The organism is Streptomyces sp. NPDC001514, from assembly GCF_053597075.1.
This window is the reverse complement of record NZ_JBSFHO010000034.1, coordinates 68358-84220: the sequence shown is the minus strand read 5'-3', so window position 1 is coordinate 84220 and position 15863 is coordinate 68358. Positions and strand designations below refer to the sequence as shown.

At 69.8% G+C, this 15863-nt stretch carries 17 protein-coding genes and 1 pseudogene; 10 read left to right on the top strand and 8 right to left on the bottom strand.

The features are described 5' to 3' along the window. The first annotated feature begins 1 nt into the window (after window position 1). The 5 genes from ACWCXB_RS29310 to ACWCXB_RS29290 are packed head-to-tail and all read left to right on the top strand — an operon-like array spanning window position 2 to window position 5859. A complete protein-coding gene (locus tag ACWCXB_RS29310) occupies window positions 2-847 on the top strand; it encodes a class I SAM-dependent DNA methyltransferase (protein ID WP_450726762.1) in 846 nt (281 codons plus the stop codon). Further along, window positions 844-2439 carry an ABC transporter substrate-binding protein gene (locus ACWCXB_RS29305; protein ID WP_450726761.1) on the top strand — a complete coding sequence of 532 codons (1596 nt, stop codon included), beginning with the start codon at window positions 844-846 and terminating at the stop codon, window positions 2437-2439. The genes ACWCXB_RS29310 and ACWCXB_RS29305 overlap by 4 nt, the downstream gene beginning before the upstream one ends. Continuing rightward, window positions 2436-3389, top strand: coding sequence for an ABC transporter permease (locus tag ACWCXB_RS29300; protein WP_450726760.1), 954 nt, complete (start codon window positions 2436-2438; stop codon window positions 3387-3389). Before ACWCXB_RS29305 ends, ACWCXB_RS29300 begins: the two co-directional genes overlap by 4 nt. After that, window positions 3386-4171: an ABC transporter permease gene (locus ACWCXB_RS29295; protein ID WP_450726759.1), complete on the top strand. Its 786-nt coding sequence runs from the start codon at window positions 3386-3388 to the stop codon at window positions 4169-4171. Before ACWCXB_RS29300 ends, ACWCXB_RS29295 begins: the two co-directional genes overlap by 4 nt. Next, a complete protein-coding gene (locus tag ACWCXB_RS29290; protein WP_450726758.1) occupies window positions 4168-5859 on the top strand; it encodes an ABC transporter ATP-binding protein in 1692 nt (563 codons plus the stop codon). Before ACWCXB_RS29295 ends, ACWCXB_RS29290 begins: the two co-directional genes overlap by 4 nt. Before the next feature lie 216 nt (window positions 5860-6075). On the opposite strand, the pseudogene ACWCXB_RS29285 reads toward ACWCXB_RS29290, so the two are convergent. Next, a pseudogene (locus tag ACWCXB_RS29285) lies at window positions 6076-6279 on the bottom strand (flavoprotein); the annotation flags it as partial. 76 nt (window positions 6280-6355) lie between these two features. On the opposite strand from ACWCXB_RS29285, the gene ACWCXB_RS29280 reads away from it, so the two are divergent. After that, entirely contained in the window at window positions 6356-6721 is a 366-nt protein-coding gene (locus ACWCXB_RS29280; protein ID WP_450726757.1) for an ArsR/SmtB family transcription factor, read from the top strand. Between the two features lie 189 nt (window positions 6722-6910). Beyond that, window positions 6911-8056 (top strand): phosphate ABC transporter substrate-binding protein PstS, encoded by a 1146-nt coding sequence (gene pstS, locus ACWCXB_RS29275; protein WP_450726756.1) that lies wholly within the window; start codon window positions 6911-6913, stop codon window positions 8054-8056. Between the two features lie 101 nt (window positions 8057-8157). Here pstS and ACWCXB_RS29270 read toward each other — a convergent pair whose 3' ends face one another. Together ACWCXB_RS29270 and ACWCXB_RS29265 are read right to left on the bottom strand one after the other, a co-directional pair. Beyond that, the gene (locus ACWCXB_RS29270; RefSeq protein WP_450726755.1) at window positions 8158-8946 is read right to left on the bottom strand and encodes an aquaporin; all 789 of its coding nucleotides are present in this window, start codon (window positions 8944-8946) and stop codon (window positions 8158-8160) included. A gap of 40 nt (window positions 8947-8986) precedes the next feature. After that, window positions 8987-9301 carry an ArsR/SmtB family transcription factor gene (locus tag ACWCXB_RS29265; RefSeq protein ID WP_450726754.1) on the bottom strand — a complete coding sequence of 105 codons (315 nt, stop codon included), beginning with the start codon at window positions 9299-9301 and terminating at the stop codon, window positions 8987-8989. Between the two features lie 104 nt (window positions 9302-9405). Here ACWCXB_RS29265 and ACWCXB_RS29260 point away from each other — a divergent pair, with 104 nt between their 5' ends. Beyond that, window positions 9406-9819 carry an arsenate reductase ArsC gene (locus ACWCXB_RS29260; protein ID WP_450726753.1) on the top strand — a complete coding sequence of 138 codons (414 nt, stop codon included), beginning with the start codon at window positions 9406-9408 and terminating at the stop codon, window positions 9817-9819. 236 nt (window positions 9820-10055) lie between these two features. Here the strand turns inward: ACWCXB_RS29260 and pstB are convergent, their stop codons facing one another. The 5 genes from pstB to ACWCXB_RS29235 all read right to left on the bottom strand — a co-directional run bounded on the left by pstB (window position 10056) and on the right by ACWCXB_RS29235 (window position 14535). Further along, window positions 10056-10907: a phosphate ABC transporter ATP-binding protein PstB gene (gene pstB / locus ACWCXB_RS29255; protein ID WP_450726752.1), complete on the bottom strand. Its 852-nt coding sequence runs from the start codon at window positions 10905-10907 to the stop codon at window positions 10056-10058. Window positions 10908-11001: 94 nt separating this feature from the next. Beyond that, window positions 11002-11910, bottom strand: a complete 909-nt coding sequence (gene pstA / locus ACWCXB_RS29250) for a phosphate ABC transporter permease PstA (RefSeq protein WP_450726751.1) — start codon at window positions 11908-11910, stop codon at window positions 11002-11004. Beyond that, window positions 11907-12857 carry a phosphate ABC transporter permease subunit PstC gene (pstC, locus tag ACWCXB_RS29245; protein WP_450726750.1) on the bottom strand — a complete coding sequence of 317 codons (951 nt, stop codon included), beginning with the start codon at window positions 12855-12857 and terminating at the stop codon, window positions 11907-11909. The genes pstA and pstC overlap by 4 nt, the downstream gene beginning before the upstream one ends. Further along, the gene (locus ACWCXB_RS29240) at window positions 12854-13795 is read right to left on the bottom strand and encodes a PstS family phosphate ABC transporter substrate-binding protein (protein WP_450726774.1); all 942 of its coding nucleotides are present in this window, start codon (window positions 13793-13795) and stop codon (window positions 12854-12856) included. Before ACWCXB_RS29240 ends, pstC begins: the two co-directional genes overlap by 4 nt. A gap of 359 nt (window positions 13796-14154) precedes the next feature. Continuing rightward, window positions 14155-14535, bottom strand: coding sequence for an ArsR/SmtB family transcription factor (locus ACWCXB_RS29235; RefSeq protein WP_450726749.1), 381 nt, complete (start codon window positions 14533-14535; stop codon window positions 14155-14157). A 256-nt stretch (window positions 14536-14791) separates the two neighbouring features. Between ACWCXB_RS29235 and ACWCXB_RS29230 the strand changes: the two genes are divergently transcribed. Beyond that, window positions 14792-15079: a hypothetical protein gene (locus ACWCXB_RS29230; protein WP_450726748.1), complete on the top strand. Its 288-nt coding sequence runs from the start codon at window positions 14792-14794 to the stop codon at window positions 15077-15079. Between the two features lie 147 nt (window positions 15080-15226). Then, window positions 15227-15820 carry an NAD(P)H-dependent oxidoreductase gene (locus ACWCXB_RS29225; RefSeq protein ID WP_450726747.1) on the top strand — a complete coding sequence of 198 codons (594 nt, stop codon included), beginning with the start codon at window positions 15227-15229 and terminating at the stop codon, window positions 15818-15820. Window positions 15821-15863: the final 43 nt, after the last annotated feature.

Below are 15863 nucleotides of genomic sequence, written 5' to 3'. Positions count from 1 at the left end.
GATGAGCAACGCAAACCTGCTGACCGACAACCCGGCCCTGTACGAGGCACGCTTCCCCGACGAGAGGCGGTTGGCCGGCCGCTGGGCCGAGGACTGCCTGCGCCGGCACGGGGCCGGTCCCCGGGTCCTGGACCTCGGCTGCGGCACCGGCCGGGACGCCGCGTACCTGCACGGGGCCGGCCGTACGGTCGTGGGCGCCGACCTGTCCGAGGCGATGCTGGAGCACGCCCGTGCGCACCACCCCGGTCCGGAGTACGTACGCGCCGACCTGCGCCGCTTCGACCTCGACGAGCGTTCCTTCGATGCCGTGGTGTGCCTGGACAGCGCCCTGCTCTACTGCCACACCAACGAGGAGCTCGACGGCTTCCTGGCCTCCTGCCGCCGGACGCTGGCGCCCGGCGGGCTGCTCGTCGCGGAGATGCGCAACGGGGCCTACTACCTCGGCCGTACCGATCTGCTCGACACCGCCACCGTCCACGACGTCACCTGGCAGGGCATCACCTACCGCTCCACCACCACCCTGCGCCTGGACCGGACCGCGCAACTGCTGCGCCGCACCCGGGTGTGGACCGCCGACGGCGGGGCGCCGCCCGTCGAGCAGTACTCCGCATGGCGGCTGCTGTTCCCCCAGGAGCTGCGGCATGTCCTCGCCGCCCACGGCTTCGACGTACTCGGCCTGTACGAACGGCCGGGTCCGCGCACGGAGCCGCCCTGGCGGGAGGGGGACCCGCCCGCCGCCACAGCCGACGCCGACCGACTGCATCTCGTCGCCCGTCTGCGGCACTCCGACCCACCCCTGCCATCCCCCACGCCGACAACCGCTCGCACAACAAGGACACCCTCATGAACGACGTCCCCGTCAACGACTCCCGCTTCCCCGGCCTGCACCGCCGGGGCTTCCTCTCCGCCGCCGGAGGTGCGGCCGGCCTCGGTGCGCTCGCCCTCGCCGGCTGCGCCGGCTCCGGAACCCCGGCAGCCGACTCCGCCAAGGGCGACGGCAAGCCCAGGCACGGCGGGCGCCTGCGCGCCGCCTTCGCAGGCGGCGGCGCGAGCGAGACCCTCGACCCGCACCTGGCCAACCTCTTCGCCGACGCGGCCCGCGCCAAGGCCCTCTTCGACAAGCTCGCCGACTACGGACCCGATCTCTCCGCCCGGCCCAGGCTCGCCGCCGGCTGGGTGCCGAACGCCGGCCTGGACCGCTGGAAGATCACGCTCCGCAAGGCCTCCTTCCACAACGGCAAGCCGGTGACCGCCCAGGACGTCCTCTACAGCTACCGCCGTATCACCGACCCCGGGAAGGCGTACCGCGCCAAGGCGTCGCTGGAGCCCATCGACCTCAAGGCCAGCCGTGCCCTGGACGAGCTGACCGTCGAATTCGTCCTCAAGCGCCCGACCGCCGAATTCCCCAACGTGCTGGCCACGTTGGGCGCGTACATCGTCCCCGACGGCGCCGAGGAGTTCGACAGGAAGCCGATCGGCAGCGGGCCGTTCCGCTTCGTCTCCTTCGCCCCCGGCAAGTCCGCCGTGTTCAAGCGCAACGACGCCTACTGGGACGGCGCCCCCTACCTCGACGAGCTGGAGTTCATCGTCGCCAACGAGGAGTCCGCGCGCATCAACGCCCTTCTCGGCAGACAGGTCGAGTACGCCCACGAGCTGGCCCCTGCCACCGCACGCGCCCACGAGAACCAGGGCCGGATCCAGATCGTCCGGCTGCGCAACAGCGCCATGCAGGGCTTCGTGATGAAGACCGACCGGCCGCCCTTCGACGACAAGCGGGTCCGTGAGGCGTTCTTCCTGATCGCCGACCGCAGGGAACTGGTCGACGGCGCACTGTCCGGCGCGGGTGAGATCGGCAACGATCTGTTCGGCAGGGGCTACGAGTACTACGCCGACAGCCTGCCGCAGCGCGAACAGGACCTCGACCGCGCCCGCACGCTGCTGAAGCAGGCCGGCGCCGAGAAGCTGAAGGTCACCCTCGACACCTCCCCGGTCGCCGCCGGGTTCACCGAAGCCGCGGCGATCTTCCGCGACCAGGCGGCCGAGGCAGGAGTGACCATCGAGATCAGGACCGGGAGCAAGGACAGCTACTGGAAGGACATCCTCGACTCCGGGACCTTCGCCTCCTACCGCTCCGGCGCCATGCCCATCGAATCCCACATCTCCCAGCGCCTCCTCACGGGTTCGACCACCAACGCGACCCACTGGCGGCACAAGGACTTCGACGCCCTCTACCAGCAAGCACAGTCCACCAAGGACAAGAAGGCCCGCGCCGCCGTCTACGAGCGCATGCAGCGCCGGCTGCACGCCGAGGGCGGCTTCCTGATCTGGGGCTTCGCCGACTGGATCCTCGGCACCGCCCGTAACGTGCGTGGCGTCGAACAGAAGGCACCCGCCAACAGCCTCGACTGGGCCCGCTTCGACAAGGTCTGGCTCGCGTGACCGGACTACGGTCCTGGGTCGCCCGGCGGCTGCTGCTCGGCGTGGCGCAGACGGCAGCCGTCGTGCTGCTCGTCTTCGCCCTCACCGAGGCGCTGCCGGGTGACGCCGCCGTGGCGCTCGCCGGGGATCAGCCCGACCCCGAGCGGATCGCGGCCATCCGCGAGGCGATGCACCTGGACCGGCCGGCGCACGAACGTCTCGCCGACTGGGCTTGCGGGCTGTTCCGCGGCGACTTCGGCACATCCCTGGTCTCCGGGCGGCCCGTCGGCTCGTACATCGGGGCCGGCTTCGGACCGACCCTGCTGCTCGCGACCCTGACCGTCGCGCTGCTGGTACCGGCCGGAGTCGGCCTCGGCGTCCTGGCCGCCCGGCGCGTCGGGCGGCTCGCGGACCGGCTCGTCAGCTCGGTGACCCTCGGCGTGTACGCGGTCCCGGAGTTCGCCTTCGGCGTTCTGCTGGTCACGGTCTTCGCCCTGCGGCTCGGCTGGCTGCCTCCGACGGCCGTCGGATACGGCACGGACCTGCTCGCACACCCCGCGGCACTGGTGCTCCCCGTCCTCGTCCTGCTGTCCCGTCCTGTGTGCTCATTGGCCCGCCTTGTACGGGCCGGCATGATCGACGCGCTGGCCTCGCCGTACGTCACCCAAGCCCGCCGCTACGGAATCTCCGGCGCGCGCATCCGTTACGCGCACGCGCTGCCCAATGCGATCGCGCCCGCCGCCCAGCAGCTCGCCCGCACGGTCGACTGGCTGCTGTGCGGGGTGATCGTCGTGGAGGCCCTCTTCGTGATCCCCGGGCTCGGCACCGTACTGATGAACGCCGTCGCGGAACGGGACGTCCCCGTGGTGCAGGGCCTCGCAGTGGTCTTCGGGCTCACCGCCGTCGTCCTCAACCTCGGCGCCGACCTGGTCACCCACCGCTTCGCGCCCCGGGCGGGGGTGGCGGCATGAGACCGCGTCTCACGCTCGGTGTGGTCGTCGTCGGCGCACCGCTCGCCCTCGCCCTCCTGGGGCCGCTGTTCGCCGGTGATCCCGGGCAGCGCTCCGCCTCCTTCACCCTGGGCGGCGGGCACTGGCTCGGCACGGACTTCGTCGGCCGGGACGTATGGCGACAGGTGCTGCTCGGTGGCCGGTCGGTGGTTCTCGTCGCGCTCGCCGCGACGGCCCTGACCTATGTGGTGGCGCTGCCGGCCGGGCTCATCGGCGCGCTCACCCACCGGACGTGGCTCGAAGAGCTGCTGATGCGGCCCCTGGATGTGCTGCTCGCCGTGCCGTCGCTGCTGCTGATCCTGCTGGTGGCCTCCGTCATGTCGCCCGGGGCGGTGGGGCTCGCACTGCTCGTCGCGCTCGTCAACATCCCCGACGCCGCGCGGATCGTGCGCGCCGCAGCGGCGGAGGCGGCCTCCCGACCGGCGGTCGAGGCGCTGCGCATGCAGGGCGAGACGTGGTGGCGCATGGCCATCGGGTACGTCGTCAGGTCGGTCGCCCGCACGCTCACCGCCGACGCGGGCGTACGGCTGACGGGCGTGCTGTACCTCGTGTCCACGGCGGCGTTCCTCGGCGTCGGCGTCGCCCCGGACGCCTCCGACTGGGCGGTGATGGTGGACCGCAACCGCACGGGGCTGATCGTGCAGCCGTGGGCCGTCGTCGTGCCCGCTCTGCTCATCGTCGCCCTGACCATGGGCGGCAACCTGCTCTTCGACGCCGCACTCGAAAAGAGGAAACGGACGTGACCGCGGTTGCGGAGATCAAGGACCTGCGCGTCGAGATCGGGGGCCGGGCGATCGTCGACGGAGTGAACCTCACGGTCCTGCCCGGCAGGGTCACCGCACTGGTGGGCGCGTCCGGAAGCGGCAAGACGACCACGGGCCTCGCACTGCTCGGCGAATTCCCGGCGGATGCGCGGGTGACCGGCGACGTACGCGTGACGGGCGACGTACGGATGACGGGCGACGTACGCGCGACCGGCGACGTACGCGCGACCGGCGACGTACGCGCGACCGGCGGCCTCGTCGGATACGTACCCCAGCACCCGGGCGCCGTCCTCAACCCCGCCCGCCGGGCAGGCGCCCTGCTGCGGGACATCGCCCGGAACCAGGTGCGGCACCTGCCGCGCACCGAGCGCCGGGCCGCGGCCACGGACCGCATCCGGCAGGCCCTTTCGTCGGCCCAGCTGCCCGACGGAGAGAACCTGCTCGGCCGCTATCCGCATCAGCTCTCGGGCGGCCAGCAGCAGCGAGTCGTCCTCGCCCAGGCATTACTGCTCGGCGCCAGGGTGATCGTCGCGGACGAACCGACCACCGGGCAGGACGTGGTGACGAAACGGCGCATCGTCGACCAACTCGCGGCCCTCGCCCGGCAGGGCATCGCCGTGGTCCTGCTCAGCCACGATCTGGACGTCGTCCGTGCCCTCGCCGACGAGGTGCTGGTCATGCATGGCGGCCGAGTGGTGGAGTCGGGTCCTGCGGAGCGGGTGTGGCTCACCCCCCGGCATCCGTGGACCGTCCAACTCCTCGCAGCGGGCAGAAGGGTGGGTGACAACCCGTCGGCGCGTAAAGGGGACGCGGTACTTCAGGTACGTGACCTCGCCGCGCGTCACCACGACACGACAGTGCTGCGCGTCCCTGAACTCATCGTCCGTACGGGCGAGTGCCTGGCCGTCATCGGCCGCTCCGGCAGCGGCAAGACCACCCTCGCCCGCTGCCTGGCCGGACTCCACCGGAACTACAGGGGCGATGTCCTGCTGGGCGGCACCCCGCTCCCGCGCAGCCTGCGCGCCCGGACCCGTGAACAACTGTCAGCGGTCCAGTACGTCTTCCAGGACGCGAAGGCCGCCTTCGACGACCACCGACCGGTACTGGACCAGGTGGCACGCACGGCGGTGCGGCTGCGCGGGACGGACCCGGCGGAGGCTCGGCACGAAGCCCTGAGCACCCTGAACGACCTCGGCCTCGGCGAGGAGCAGGTACGGCGCAGACCCGGTCGGCTGTCCGGCGGCGAACTCCAGCGGGCCGCACTCGCCCGGGCACTGCTCGCCCGGCCACGCGTGCTGATCTGCGACGAGATCACCTCCGGTCTTGACACGGTCTCCCGGCGCAGCCTTCTCGACCTGCTCGCCGACCTCCTGCGCGACCGTCAGGATCTGGCCCTGGTCCTGATCACCCACGACCTCGACACCGCGGCGGATGCCTCCCGGATCGTCGTACTGGACACCGGCGAGCTCATCGACCAGGGACCGGCGCAGCAGGTGCTCACCTCATCGCGGCACGATGCGAGTGCCGAGCGCGAGCAGGGCAGCCGACGCGGACAGCGCGGCCGGCAGGAGGAAGAGCTGCGGGTGGCCGCCCAGCGGTACAGCGAGGGCGGCGGCGATCGTGGCGGGGACCGCCGGGAGGGCCGAGACGGCGATGAGGACGAGTAGCGGAAACGGCCGGGGCACCACGGCGAGCGCCGCGGTGGCGGCACCGCCTGCCGCGATGAGCCCCGCTGCTCGGGCGGTGACGTCGGTGCGGCGGGCGACGCCTGCGTAGAGAGTGCGGCCGAGGGACTGCCCGGCGCCGCCGAGGCCCAGGGCCCACGCCGCGGCTGTCGTACGCGCGCCGCGTTCGGTGAGCAGAGGAACGAGGGCGATGACGACGGCGTACATTGCCGCGAGGGAACGCACCTGCTCGTAACCGGTCAGGGCGAGGAACGTCGGGGCGCGGCCGTACGACTTCATCCCCACCGGATAGACGCCCTCCTCAAGGTGGGAGAGCTCGTTCACGCCGTGCGGATGGACGGTGCCGGTCGGGTACGCCGCCGCGTCCGGGCGGACCCAGCCGATGGGCGCGAGCAGCTTCTCGGCCGCCGGGTCGACGACCTCGCCCCAGGGACGCGCACTCTCTCCACTTTGATTCGACATGTGTCAACATAGATGTATGTCGAATGTCGAGATGCTGCCACTGCTGGAGTCCGAGGCCCCCGCGGCCGTGGCCCCGTGCTGCCCGCCGCTGACCGAACGCCCCTTCACGGCGGAGGAGGCCGAGCGGACGGCGAAGATGTTCAAGGCGCTCGGCGATCCGGTCCGGCTGCGCCTGTTCTCCGCGGTCGCGTCCCACGAAGGCGGCGAGGCGTGCGTGTGCGACATCTCCGACGTCGGCGTCTCCCAGCCCACCGTCTCGCACCACCTGAAGAAGCTGAAAGAGGCCGGACTGCTGACCTCCGAGCGCCGTGGGACATGGGTGTACTACCGCGTCGAGTCGTCCGTGCTCGCCGCGATGGGGCGTCTGCTCGCGACCGCCTGACTGCCACCGCAAGCGCCACCGCGAGGCCGGTGTTACGACACCTACTGTTCGCCTCGACTTCGCCCTGGGATTCCGCATATCGCTGAATATCTATACGTCTGGCGAAGAGGCATCGCATCGGCGCGCCGATCTGCCCGGCGCCTCAGCATCGGTGGCTCGCATGCCATCACGGGAGACCAGGAGTGCAGCGTGCAGCATCGACGCGCGGACCGCAGACGATTCCGACCGATCGGAGCGGCTGTTGCTGCGGCCGCGTGTGCGGTGACCGGCGCGGTGGCATTCGTCGTCAGCGAGGTCGGTGACTCCGCCGACAGCAAGGACCCCGCCGTCACGCTGCCGCCCCCGGCTCGGATCGCATGTGCCGAAGCGGGGCAGGTGTCCGGTTCCGGTTCGACGGCACAGAAGAACGCGATGGAGCGCTGGATCAAGGAATACCGGCGGGCGTGTCCGTCGGTGCAGATCGCCTACAACCCCTTGGGCTCCGGCGCAGGCATTGCCCAGTTCATGCGACAGGCCACCGCATTCGGCGGCACCGACGGCGCACTGAAGCCCGCGGACGTCGAGCGGTCGAAGAAGCAGTGCCCGGGCGGCAAGGCGATCGATCTGCCGATGGTCGGCGGTCCGATCGCCATCGGCTACAACCTCTCCGGCGTGGGCGATCTCGTGCTGGACGCCGGGACGCTGGCGAAGATCTTCGATTCGGAGATCACCAACTGGTCCCACCCGGCGATCAAGAAGCTCAACCCCCGGGTCCGACTGCCCGACCTGCCGATCCAGGCGATCCATCGCTCCGACGACTCGGGCACGACGCAGAACCTCAACGCCTATCTGTCCGGCGCCGCCCCGGACGAATGGCCGTACCCGAAGGAGAAGGCCTGGCAGGGCAAGGGCGGCCATTCCGCGGCCGGCTCCGACGGAGTGGCAACCGGTGTACGCAACGCCGAAGGGACGATCGGCTACTTCGAGCTCTCCTTCGCCACCAAGCTGAAGATCCCCACCGTCAGGATCGACACCGGAGCCTCGCACCCCATCGAGGCCAGCCCCGACACCGCGTCGGCCGGCATCGCCAGCGCCGAGTTCGTGGGCAAGGACGACGACCTGACGCTGAAGTTCGACTACGCGACAAGCGCCGAAGGCGCCTATCCCATCGTCCTGGTCACCTACGAAATCGTCTGCGACAAGGGCAACCCGCCGGATTCGCTGCCGGCGCTGAAGTCCTTCCTCGCCTACACGGCCAGCGAGGAAGGGCAGAAGATCCTTCCCAGCATTCACTACGCGCCGCTGCCCGAGAACGTCGTATCGCGGGTACGGGAGGTCATCGCCACGCTGTCCTGAGACGGCGTCGGCCACGGCACTCATGCCGTCGGACCGTTCGACACCGTCGGCGGCGAGCCCGGACCGCCCGCCGCCGATCACGACCACCTGGGTTGCGGCGGTCACGCCTCCCGCTGGGAACCGGCCTTGCCGCGCATGAAGATGAGCGCCACCAGCGCCAGCCCCACGAGCCCACCGGCCAGTTGGGCGGCGACGAAGCCCGGCACCGATGCGGGCGCGATGCCTGCGAAGGTGTCGGTGAAGGCGCGGCCGACGGTCACCGCCGGGTTGGCGAAGGACGTGGACGACGTGAACCAGTAGGCCGCGCCGATGTACGAGGCGACCGCGACCGGCGCGAAACGGAGCCGGTCGGTGCGGGCGAGGCCGAAGATCAGCAGGACGAGTCCGGCGGTGGCCACGACCTCGCCCAGCAGCAGATTTCCGGCCGAGCGGTCGTGCGTGGACCATTTCACGAGCGGCTCGCCGAACATCGCATCGGCCAGCAGGGCACCCGCGATCGCCCCGGCAATCTGCGCGGGTATGTACACGGCCGCTTCGCGCGCGGTGACGCCGGCGCCGCCACGGCGGGCGGTCCACCACTCGGCCAGCGTGACAGCGGGGTTGAAGTGGGCTCCGGAGACCGGGCCGAGCAGGGTGATCAGTACGCCGAGCCCGAAGACGGTGGCGATCGAATTCGCGAGCAGCTGGAGGCCGACGTCCTGGGTGAGCTCGGTCGCCTGGATGCCGGAGCCGACCACGACCGCGACGAGGGCGGCGGTGCCGACGAGTTCGGCGGCGGCACGGGCGACCAGCGGCGCACCAGGCGGCGTCGCGCCCGGGGCGGACTGCGGTTCGGCCGACGGCTCGCCGGATTCCGCGAGGGTCTTGGGTACGGCCTCAGCGGTGCTCAACAGGACTCCTCGATACGTGCAGCGGCGACGGGCGCGGGGATCAGGGGCAGGACCGCTTGATGTTCGCTTCGGCAGTGGCGCGCGCGGTCTCCGCGAGGTCAGTGAACTGGCCGGCGAGTGACGCGATGACGTCGGGGCGGAGCCGGTAGTAGGTGAAGCGTCCGCACGGCTCCGTCTCCACGACACCGGCCTCGCGCAGCACTCTCAGGTGGTTGGAGAGGTTGGTCTGCCTGGCCCCGGTCTCTTCCACGAGGTGTGTGGTGCAGAGGGTCTCGTGGGCGAGCAGGGTCACGATCTGGAGCCTGAGCGGGTCGGCCAGCACCCGGATCAGTTCAGTGTCGACTGACGTCAGCATGGACTGATACTGTCACATCAGCGATGGATGACACCACCACGTACTGATTTCATGCGTGCCTGATTCGTCATGCGACCTCCTCCATGAGACAAGAAGGACCTGCGATGGCCGAGAAGCCCTCAGTCCTGTTCGTCTGCGTCCACAACGCCGGCCGTTCCCAGATGGCTGCCGGGTGGCTGACCCACTTGGCCGGCGACCGTGTCGAGGTCCGCTCGGCGGGCTCCGCTCCGGCCGACCAGGTCAACCCGGCCGCGGTCGAGGCCATGCGCGAGGTCGACATCGACATCTCCGCAGAGACCCCGAAGATCCTGACCGTGGACGCGGTCAAGGAGTCCGACGTCTGCATCACCATGGGCTGCGGCGACACCTGCCCGGTCTTCCCCGGCAAGCGCTACCTGGACTGGAAGCTGGACGACCCTGCGGGCCAGGGCGTCGAGGCCGTACGCCCGATCCGCGACGAGATCAAGAAGCTCGTCGAGGGCCTCGTCGAGGAGCTTGTCCCGGAGAAGTCCGCATGAGCGAGCAGACCGGGACCGGCGAGATCCGGGACGTCCTCGTCATCGGCTCCGGCCCTGCCGGCTGAACCGCCGCCCCCTGCACGGCCCGCGCGCAGCTCAGGCCCCTGGTCTTCACCGCCTGACCGGCGCATCCACAGGCCGTCGACCGGGACCTCGACGGCGTCATCGGCTGACCCGTCGTACCGGCGGCGGTCCTGCACGAAAGCCCAGGAGGGGCGGGCATCGGACGGCGTACGTCAGCCGAAGCGGCCGGAGATGTAGTCCTCGGTCCGCTGGTCGGACGGGTTGCTGAAGAGATTGCCCGTCTCGTCGTACTCGACCAGACGGCCGTGCCGCACTCCGTTCGCGTCGACGTCGGCGGTGAAGAAGGCGGTGCGCTCCGAAACGCGCGCCGCCTGCTGCATGTTGTGGGTCACGACGACGATCGTGAACTCCTGTGCCAGATGCTCCATGAGGTCCTCGATCTTCGCGGTGGCGATCGGGTCGAGGGATGAGCAGGGCTCGTCCATGAGGATCACCTCGGGCTTGACCGCGATGGTCCGGGCGATGCACAGCCGCTGCTGCTGGCCGCCGGAGAGCGCGAGCGCGGAGGTCTTCAGCTTGTCCTTCACCTCGTCCCACAGCGCGGCGTGGGTGAGGGTCTCCTCGACCAGGTCGTCCAAGTTGCCCTTGAAGCCGCCCACCCGGGGGCCGTAGGCGATGTTGTCGTAGATGGACTTCGGGAACGGGTTGGGCTTCTGGAAGACCATGCCGATGCGCCGGCGGACCTCGATGGGGTCGACCTGTCGGCCGTAGAGATCCTCGTTGTGGTAGCGGATCTTGCCGACCACGCGGGCGGTGGGCAGGAGGTCGTTCATCCGGTTGAAGCAGCGCAGCACGGTGGACTTGCCGCACCCCGAGGGGCCGATCATCGCGGTGATCTGGCGGGGCCCGATGGTCATGTTGACGTCGCGTACGGCCTCGTGATCGCCGTAGAAGACCGAGAGGCTGCCGACTTCGAAGACCGCGCCGGCCACGGGCGGCGGCGCGGCGGGGTGGGCGACGTGCGGGGGCCTGGTGCCGCCGGAGGCGTGGGAGGGAGGGGTCATGGTGGTCTCCACCTCGGAGTCAGCGGTCGCTTCTGAGGGGTCGGGGATCGGCTGATCGGGCATCGGCTGATCGGGTATCGGTGACACGGCGCGCTCACCAATGGCGGGAGAAGTGGTTGCGCAGCCAGATCGCCAGGGAGTTCATGGCCAGCAGGATCACGAGCAGAACGACGATCGCTGCGGAGGCGAGTGCGGTGAACTCGGCGCGGGACTGGCTGATCCAGTTGAAGATCTGGATCGGCAGGACGGTGAACGGGCTCTGCACTCCGGTCGGGTTGAACGTGATGAAGGTCAGCCCGCCGAGCAGCAGCAGCGGTGCGGCCTCGCCGATGGCGCGGGACAGCGCGAGGATCGAGCCTGTCGCCATGCCGGGTACGGCCGCGGGCAGTACCTGGCGCCAGACGGTCTGCCACTGGGTGGCGCCGAGGGCGAGGGACGCCTGACGGATGGACTGCGGTACGGCGCGGATCGCCTCCCGGGAGGAGATGATCACAATGGGCAGGACCAGGAGCGACAGCGTCAGGGACGCGGTCAGCACGGTCTGGCCGAAGCCCAGGCCGCGGGAGATCACGCCCAGACCCAGGATGCCGTAGACGATCGAGGGAACGGCCGCCAGGTTCTGGATGTTGATCTCGACGGCCCGGTTCCACCACCGGTCGCGGTCGGCGTACTCCTCCAGGTAGATCGCGGTGAGAACGCCGGTGGGCAGGCAATAGAGCGCCGTGAAGGCGATGACCCAGATCGTGCCGGTGATCGCCGACTGGGCGCCGGCGTTCGACGGATCGATGATGTCGGGGAAGTTGGTCAGGAGCTTCAGATTCAGCCGGGGCCAGCCCTCCACGATCACGTAGAGGAGCAGGCCGACGAGGAAGACCACACCGATGGCCAGCGACGCCCACAGGCTGAGCTGGAAGAACTTCTCCCGCAGGGGCGTTCCGCGCCCCTTGAGCCGCGGCACGCCAGGAGCGGGGGCGTTCGTCGTGGTGGCGGTGTCGGAGTTCATTCGTACACCTCGCGGTACCTGCGGACCAGGCGGATGCTGATCAGGTTCATCACCAGCGTGATGACGAACAGCAGCAGGCCCACCGCGAAGATCGTCTGATAGCCGGTGGAGCCGGTGGGCAGGTCCCCGATGCCGGCCGCGGCGATGAACGCGGTCATGGTCTGCATGCCTTCGAGCGGATTGAACGACAGGTTCGGACGTCCGCCGGCCGCGATGGCCACGATCATCGTCTCGCCGATCGCCCGTGAGATCCCGAGCACGATGGCGGCCACGATGCCCGAGAGCGCGGCGGGGAAGACGACGCGGGTCGAGACCTGCATACGCGAGGAGCCGAGAGCGTAGGCGCCGTCGCGCAGGGCGTGGGGCACGGCGTTCATGGAGTCCTCGGCGAGCGAGGCGATCGTCGGGATGATCATGATGCCCATGACGAAGCCCGCCGACAGGGCGTTGAAGACCTGCGGGCCCCGGCCGCCCGGCCAGATCTCCTGCAGCAGTGGCGTAATGGCCTTCAGGGCGAAGAAGCCGTAGACGACGGTGGGGATGCCCGCGAGCACCTCCAGCACCGGCTTGAGGATGCCACGGACCCGGCGGCCCGCGTACTCGCTCAGGTACACCGCCGAGCCCAGCCCGAGCGGCACGGCCACGAACAGGGCGATGAACGTGACCATCAACGTGGCCGTCACCAGTGGGATGACGCCGAACTGCGGCGGCTGGAACAGCGGCGCCCAATCGGTACCGGTGATGAAGTCGCCGAAGTTCACCTTGCCGAAGAACTCGACGACCGGCGGGATCAGGGCGATGACGATACCGACGGTGGTCAGCACCGAGACCAGGGAGGCGGCCACGAGCAGGACGCGGATGGCCCTTTCGCCGTGGCGCGGCTGGGCCCGCTTCAGGAAGCCGGGACTCCCCGCAGCGGCCCGCCGCCCGAAACCCCGGGAGGTCATGACGCGTGCTGCTTCCGCAGCGTCGCCAGGTCCTTCTTCAGCTCGGCCTCCTGCTGGGAGTTGAGCGGCACGAACTGGGCGGCCTTGGCGATGTCGGCGTTGTTCTCGACGTAGTACTCGACGAACGCCTCGACTTCCTTCCTGTCGAGCGCGGCGGCGTTGGGGTAGATGAACAGCGGGCGGGACAGCGGCTTGTAGGTGCCGTCCTGGACGGTGGTCCGGGTGGGCTCGACGCAGCCGTCGCCGCCGTCGATCTTCAGGACCTTCAGCTTGCCCTTGTTCTCCTCGTAGTACGACAGGCCGAAGTAGCCCATGCCGCCCTTGGAGCCGGACACGCCCTGGACGGTGACGTTGTCGTCCTCACTGGGCGAGTAGTCGGTACGGGACCTGCCCTCTTCACCGTTGACGGCCTGAGTGAAGTAGTCGAAGGTTCCGGAGTCCGTCCCGGGGCCGAACAGCTCCAGCTCGACGTCCGGGAACGCGGGGTCGACCTGCTTCCAGTTGGTGACCTTGGAACCGGGCGCCCAGATCTTCTTCAGCTGCTCGACGGTGAGGCAGTCGGCGAAGTCGTTGTCCTTGCTCACGACCACCGACAGGCCGTCGTTGGCGACCTGGAACTCCTCGTACTTGATGCCGTTCCTGGCACAGAGGTCCTTCTCCTCGTCCTTGATCGGACGGGAGGCGTCGGAGATGTCGGTCTCGCCGGCGCAGAACTTCTCGAATCCGCCGCCGGTGCCGGAAGTGCCGACCGTGACCTTGACGCCGCGGTTCTCCTGCTGGAAGAGCTGGGCCGCCGCCGTGGAGAGCGGGGCCACCGTGCTGGATCCGTCCACCGTGATCGTGCCGGCGAGCTTGTCGCCATCGCCGCCGCCCTGAGAGCCCGCGTCGGCACCGCCGCACGCGCTCGCAGCCAGCATGACAGCCGCCGCCAGAGCCACGGGAGCCGCGGCCCGGCGCACTGATGGGGGGAGGTTCACGTCGACTCTCGATCCTCGTGTCTGCCGGCGGGACCGGCCGTGCGGATGAGGTGGGGTGGGCGGAACGGTTCGGACGTCAACCGAAGCTCGCCGCTGTGCATGCCAGGTCCACGGACGTCCGCCCGGCAATGGTCACGGCCATTTCTTCGACTGCCTATTTATGGACAAACTGCCCCATAACTTCACGCCACAATACTTGCCTGCATCCAGGCGGCCGGAACCATTGCTCCCGGAATTTCGCGAATCCGGGCATGTCGGGTCGGTGCGGTGACTCCCCGTCGCCGGAACGCCGGCCTCGGCGTCGGCCGATGGATCCCGCGTCAGACGGTTGCGGGGTCGATGATGTCGCGCACCCGGCGCAGCCCGTCCAGGTTCACGGAGTACCAGACCCATGTGCCGCGGCGTTCGCGGTCCAGCAGCCCGGCCTCCGTCATGAGCTTCAGATGATGGCTCACGGTCGGCTGGCGCAGGCCGAGGCACTCGGTCAGATCGCAGACGCACGCCTCGCCGCCGGGCGCCCTCTCGATCAGCCTCAGCAGCTGCAGCCGGGTGGGGTCGGCGATGGCTTTCAGCATGACGGCGAGCCGCTCGGCTTCCCCCCGGTCGATGAGCAGGCAGGAGAGCCCGGGACCGCACGCCTCCGCGTTCTCCACCGCCGTCTCCACAGCCGTCTCCGCCGCGCCGTACGCAGTGATAGCCATCTATTCACCATAAGGGCCTTGGGGGTACGCGCCCGATGCCCGAAGAGGCGATCGGCCGGCCGTTCACCGAGGGTTCACCTGCCTTCCAGCCCGGGCAGGACATAGATGGATGCCTATGATCCGAGGTGGGGTCGGGTGGTGCGGTGATGGAGCGCATCACCCGGCGGCTGTGCGCGCGGTACGGGCATGTGCACTCCCGACAGACCGCCGAGGCATACGTCGACGACTGCGCACTGCTGCTGAGGTGCCCGCACGGATGGGTACGCACGTGCCCGTACCGATCGAACGCTTCGCCGACCAGCGCCTCGGCGCTCTGGCCAAGGCGTCCGGGCTGAGTGCGAAGCCCGTGCCCGGTGTGCTGTTCGTCTGCGCCGAGAACGCCGGCCGGTCCCAGCTCGCCGCGGCGTGCTGCGCCGACGGGCCGGAGCGGCGGTGTCGGTGCACTCGGCGGGATCCGCGCCGGGGCGCGACATCTCCCCCGTCGTACGGAAGCGGGGTCGGTGGCCGACGGCCCGACCTGGACATCGCGGCCGGCCATCATTGATCAGCCCATGACACATTGCCTGATCTCGAAACCGGCTCCCGTGAGCAGTGACTCACGGATAATGACGATCAGCCGAGTGGCGAAGCGGATGCAACCACCCACAGGGATCGGTGGCCGATGACGTCCGTGTCGACTGAGGGACGAACCATGCATATAGGGGTGTACCTCGCACACCCGCGTCCGGGGAGCTTCAACCACGCCGTATTCGATGCCGTGGTGGAGGAGTTGCGCGGGCGAGGGTGCCATGTCTCGGCGCATGACCTCTGCGCCGAAGGATTCACACCGCTGCTGACCGCCGACGAGACGGGCACGGTCCGGTCAGCGCCACCCGCGCACGACTCACAGGTGGCGCTGCACCGAGCAGAGGTGGCCACACTCGATGCCATGGTGTTCGTCCACCCGAACTGGTGGGGTATGCCACCCGCTGTCCTCACCGGCTGGGTGCAGCGCGTACTTGCGCCCGGCGTCGCCTACAAGCTGGGTACCGCGGAGGGCGAGCCCACGGGGCTCCTGAAGGCAGGCAGAGCCCTCGTCCTGAACACCTCCGACACCCCCGCCGACCGTGAAGAGAGCGAGTTCGGCGACCCGCTGCAAAGGATCTGGTCGGCCTGCGTCCTGCCCTACGCAGGAGTTGACGATGTGCGCCGGGTCGTCTTCCGGACCGTCACCGACTCGACCGATGAAGCACGCGCGGCGTGGCTGGACCAGGCACGCCGGCAAGCGGCCGCGCTGCTGGTCTGAACTGTGCCGTACGGGGCGCCGTGCACCGCCACGGCGGCCACTG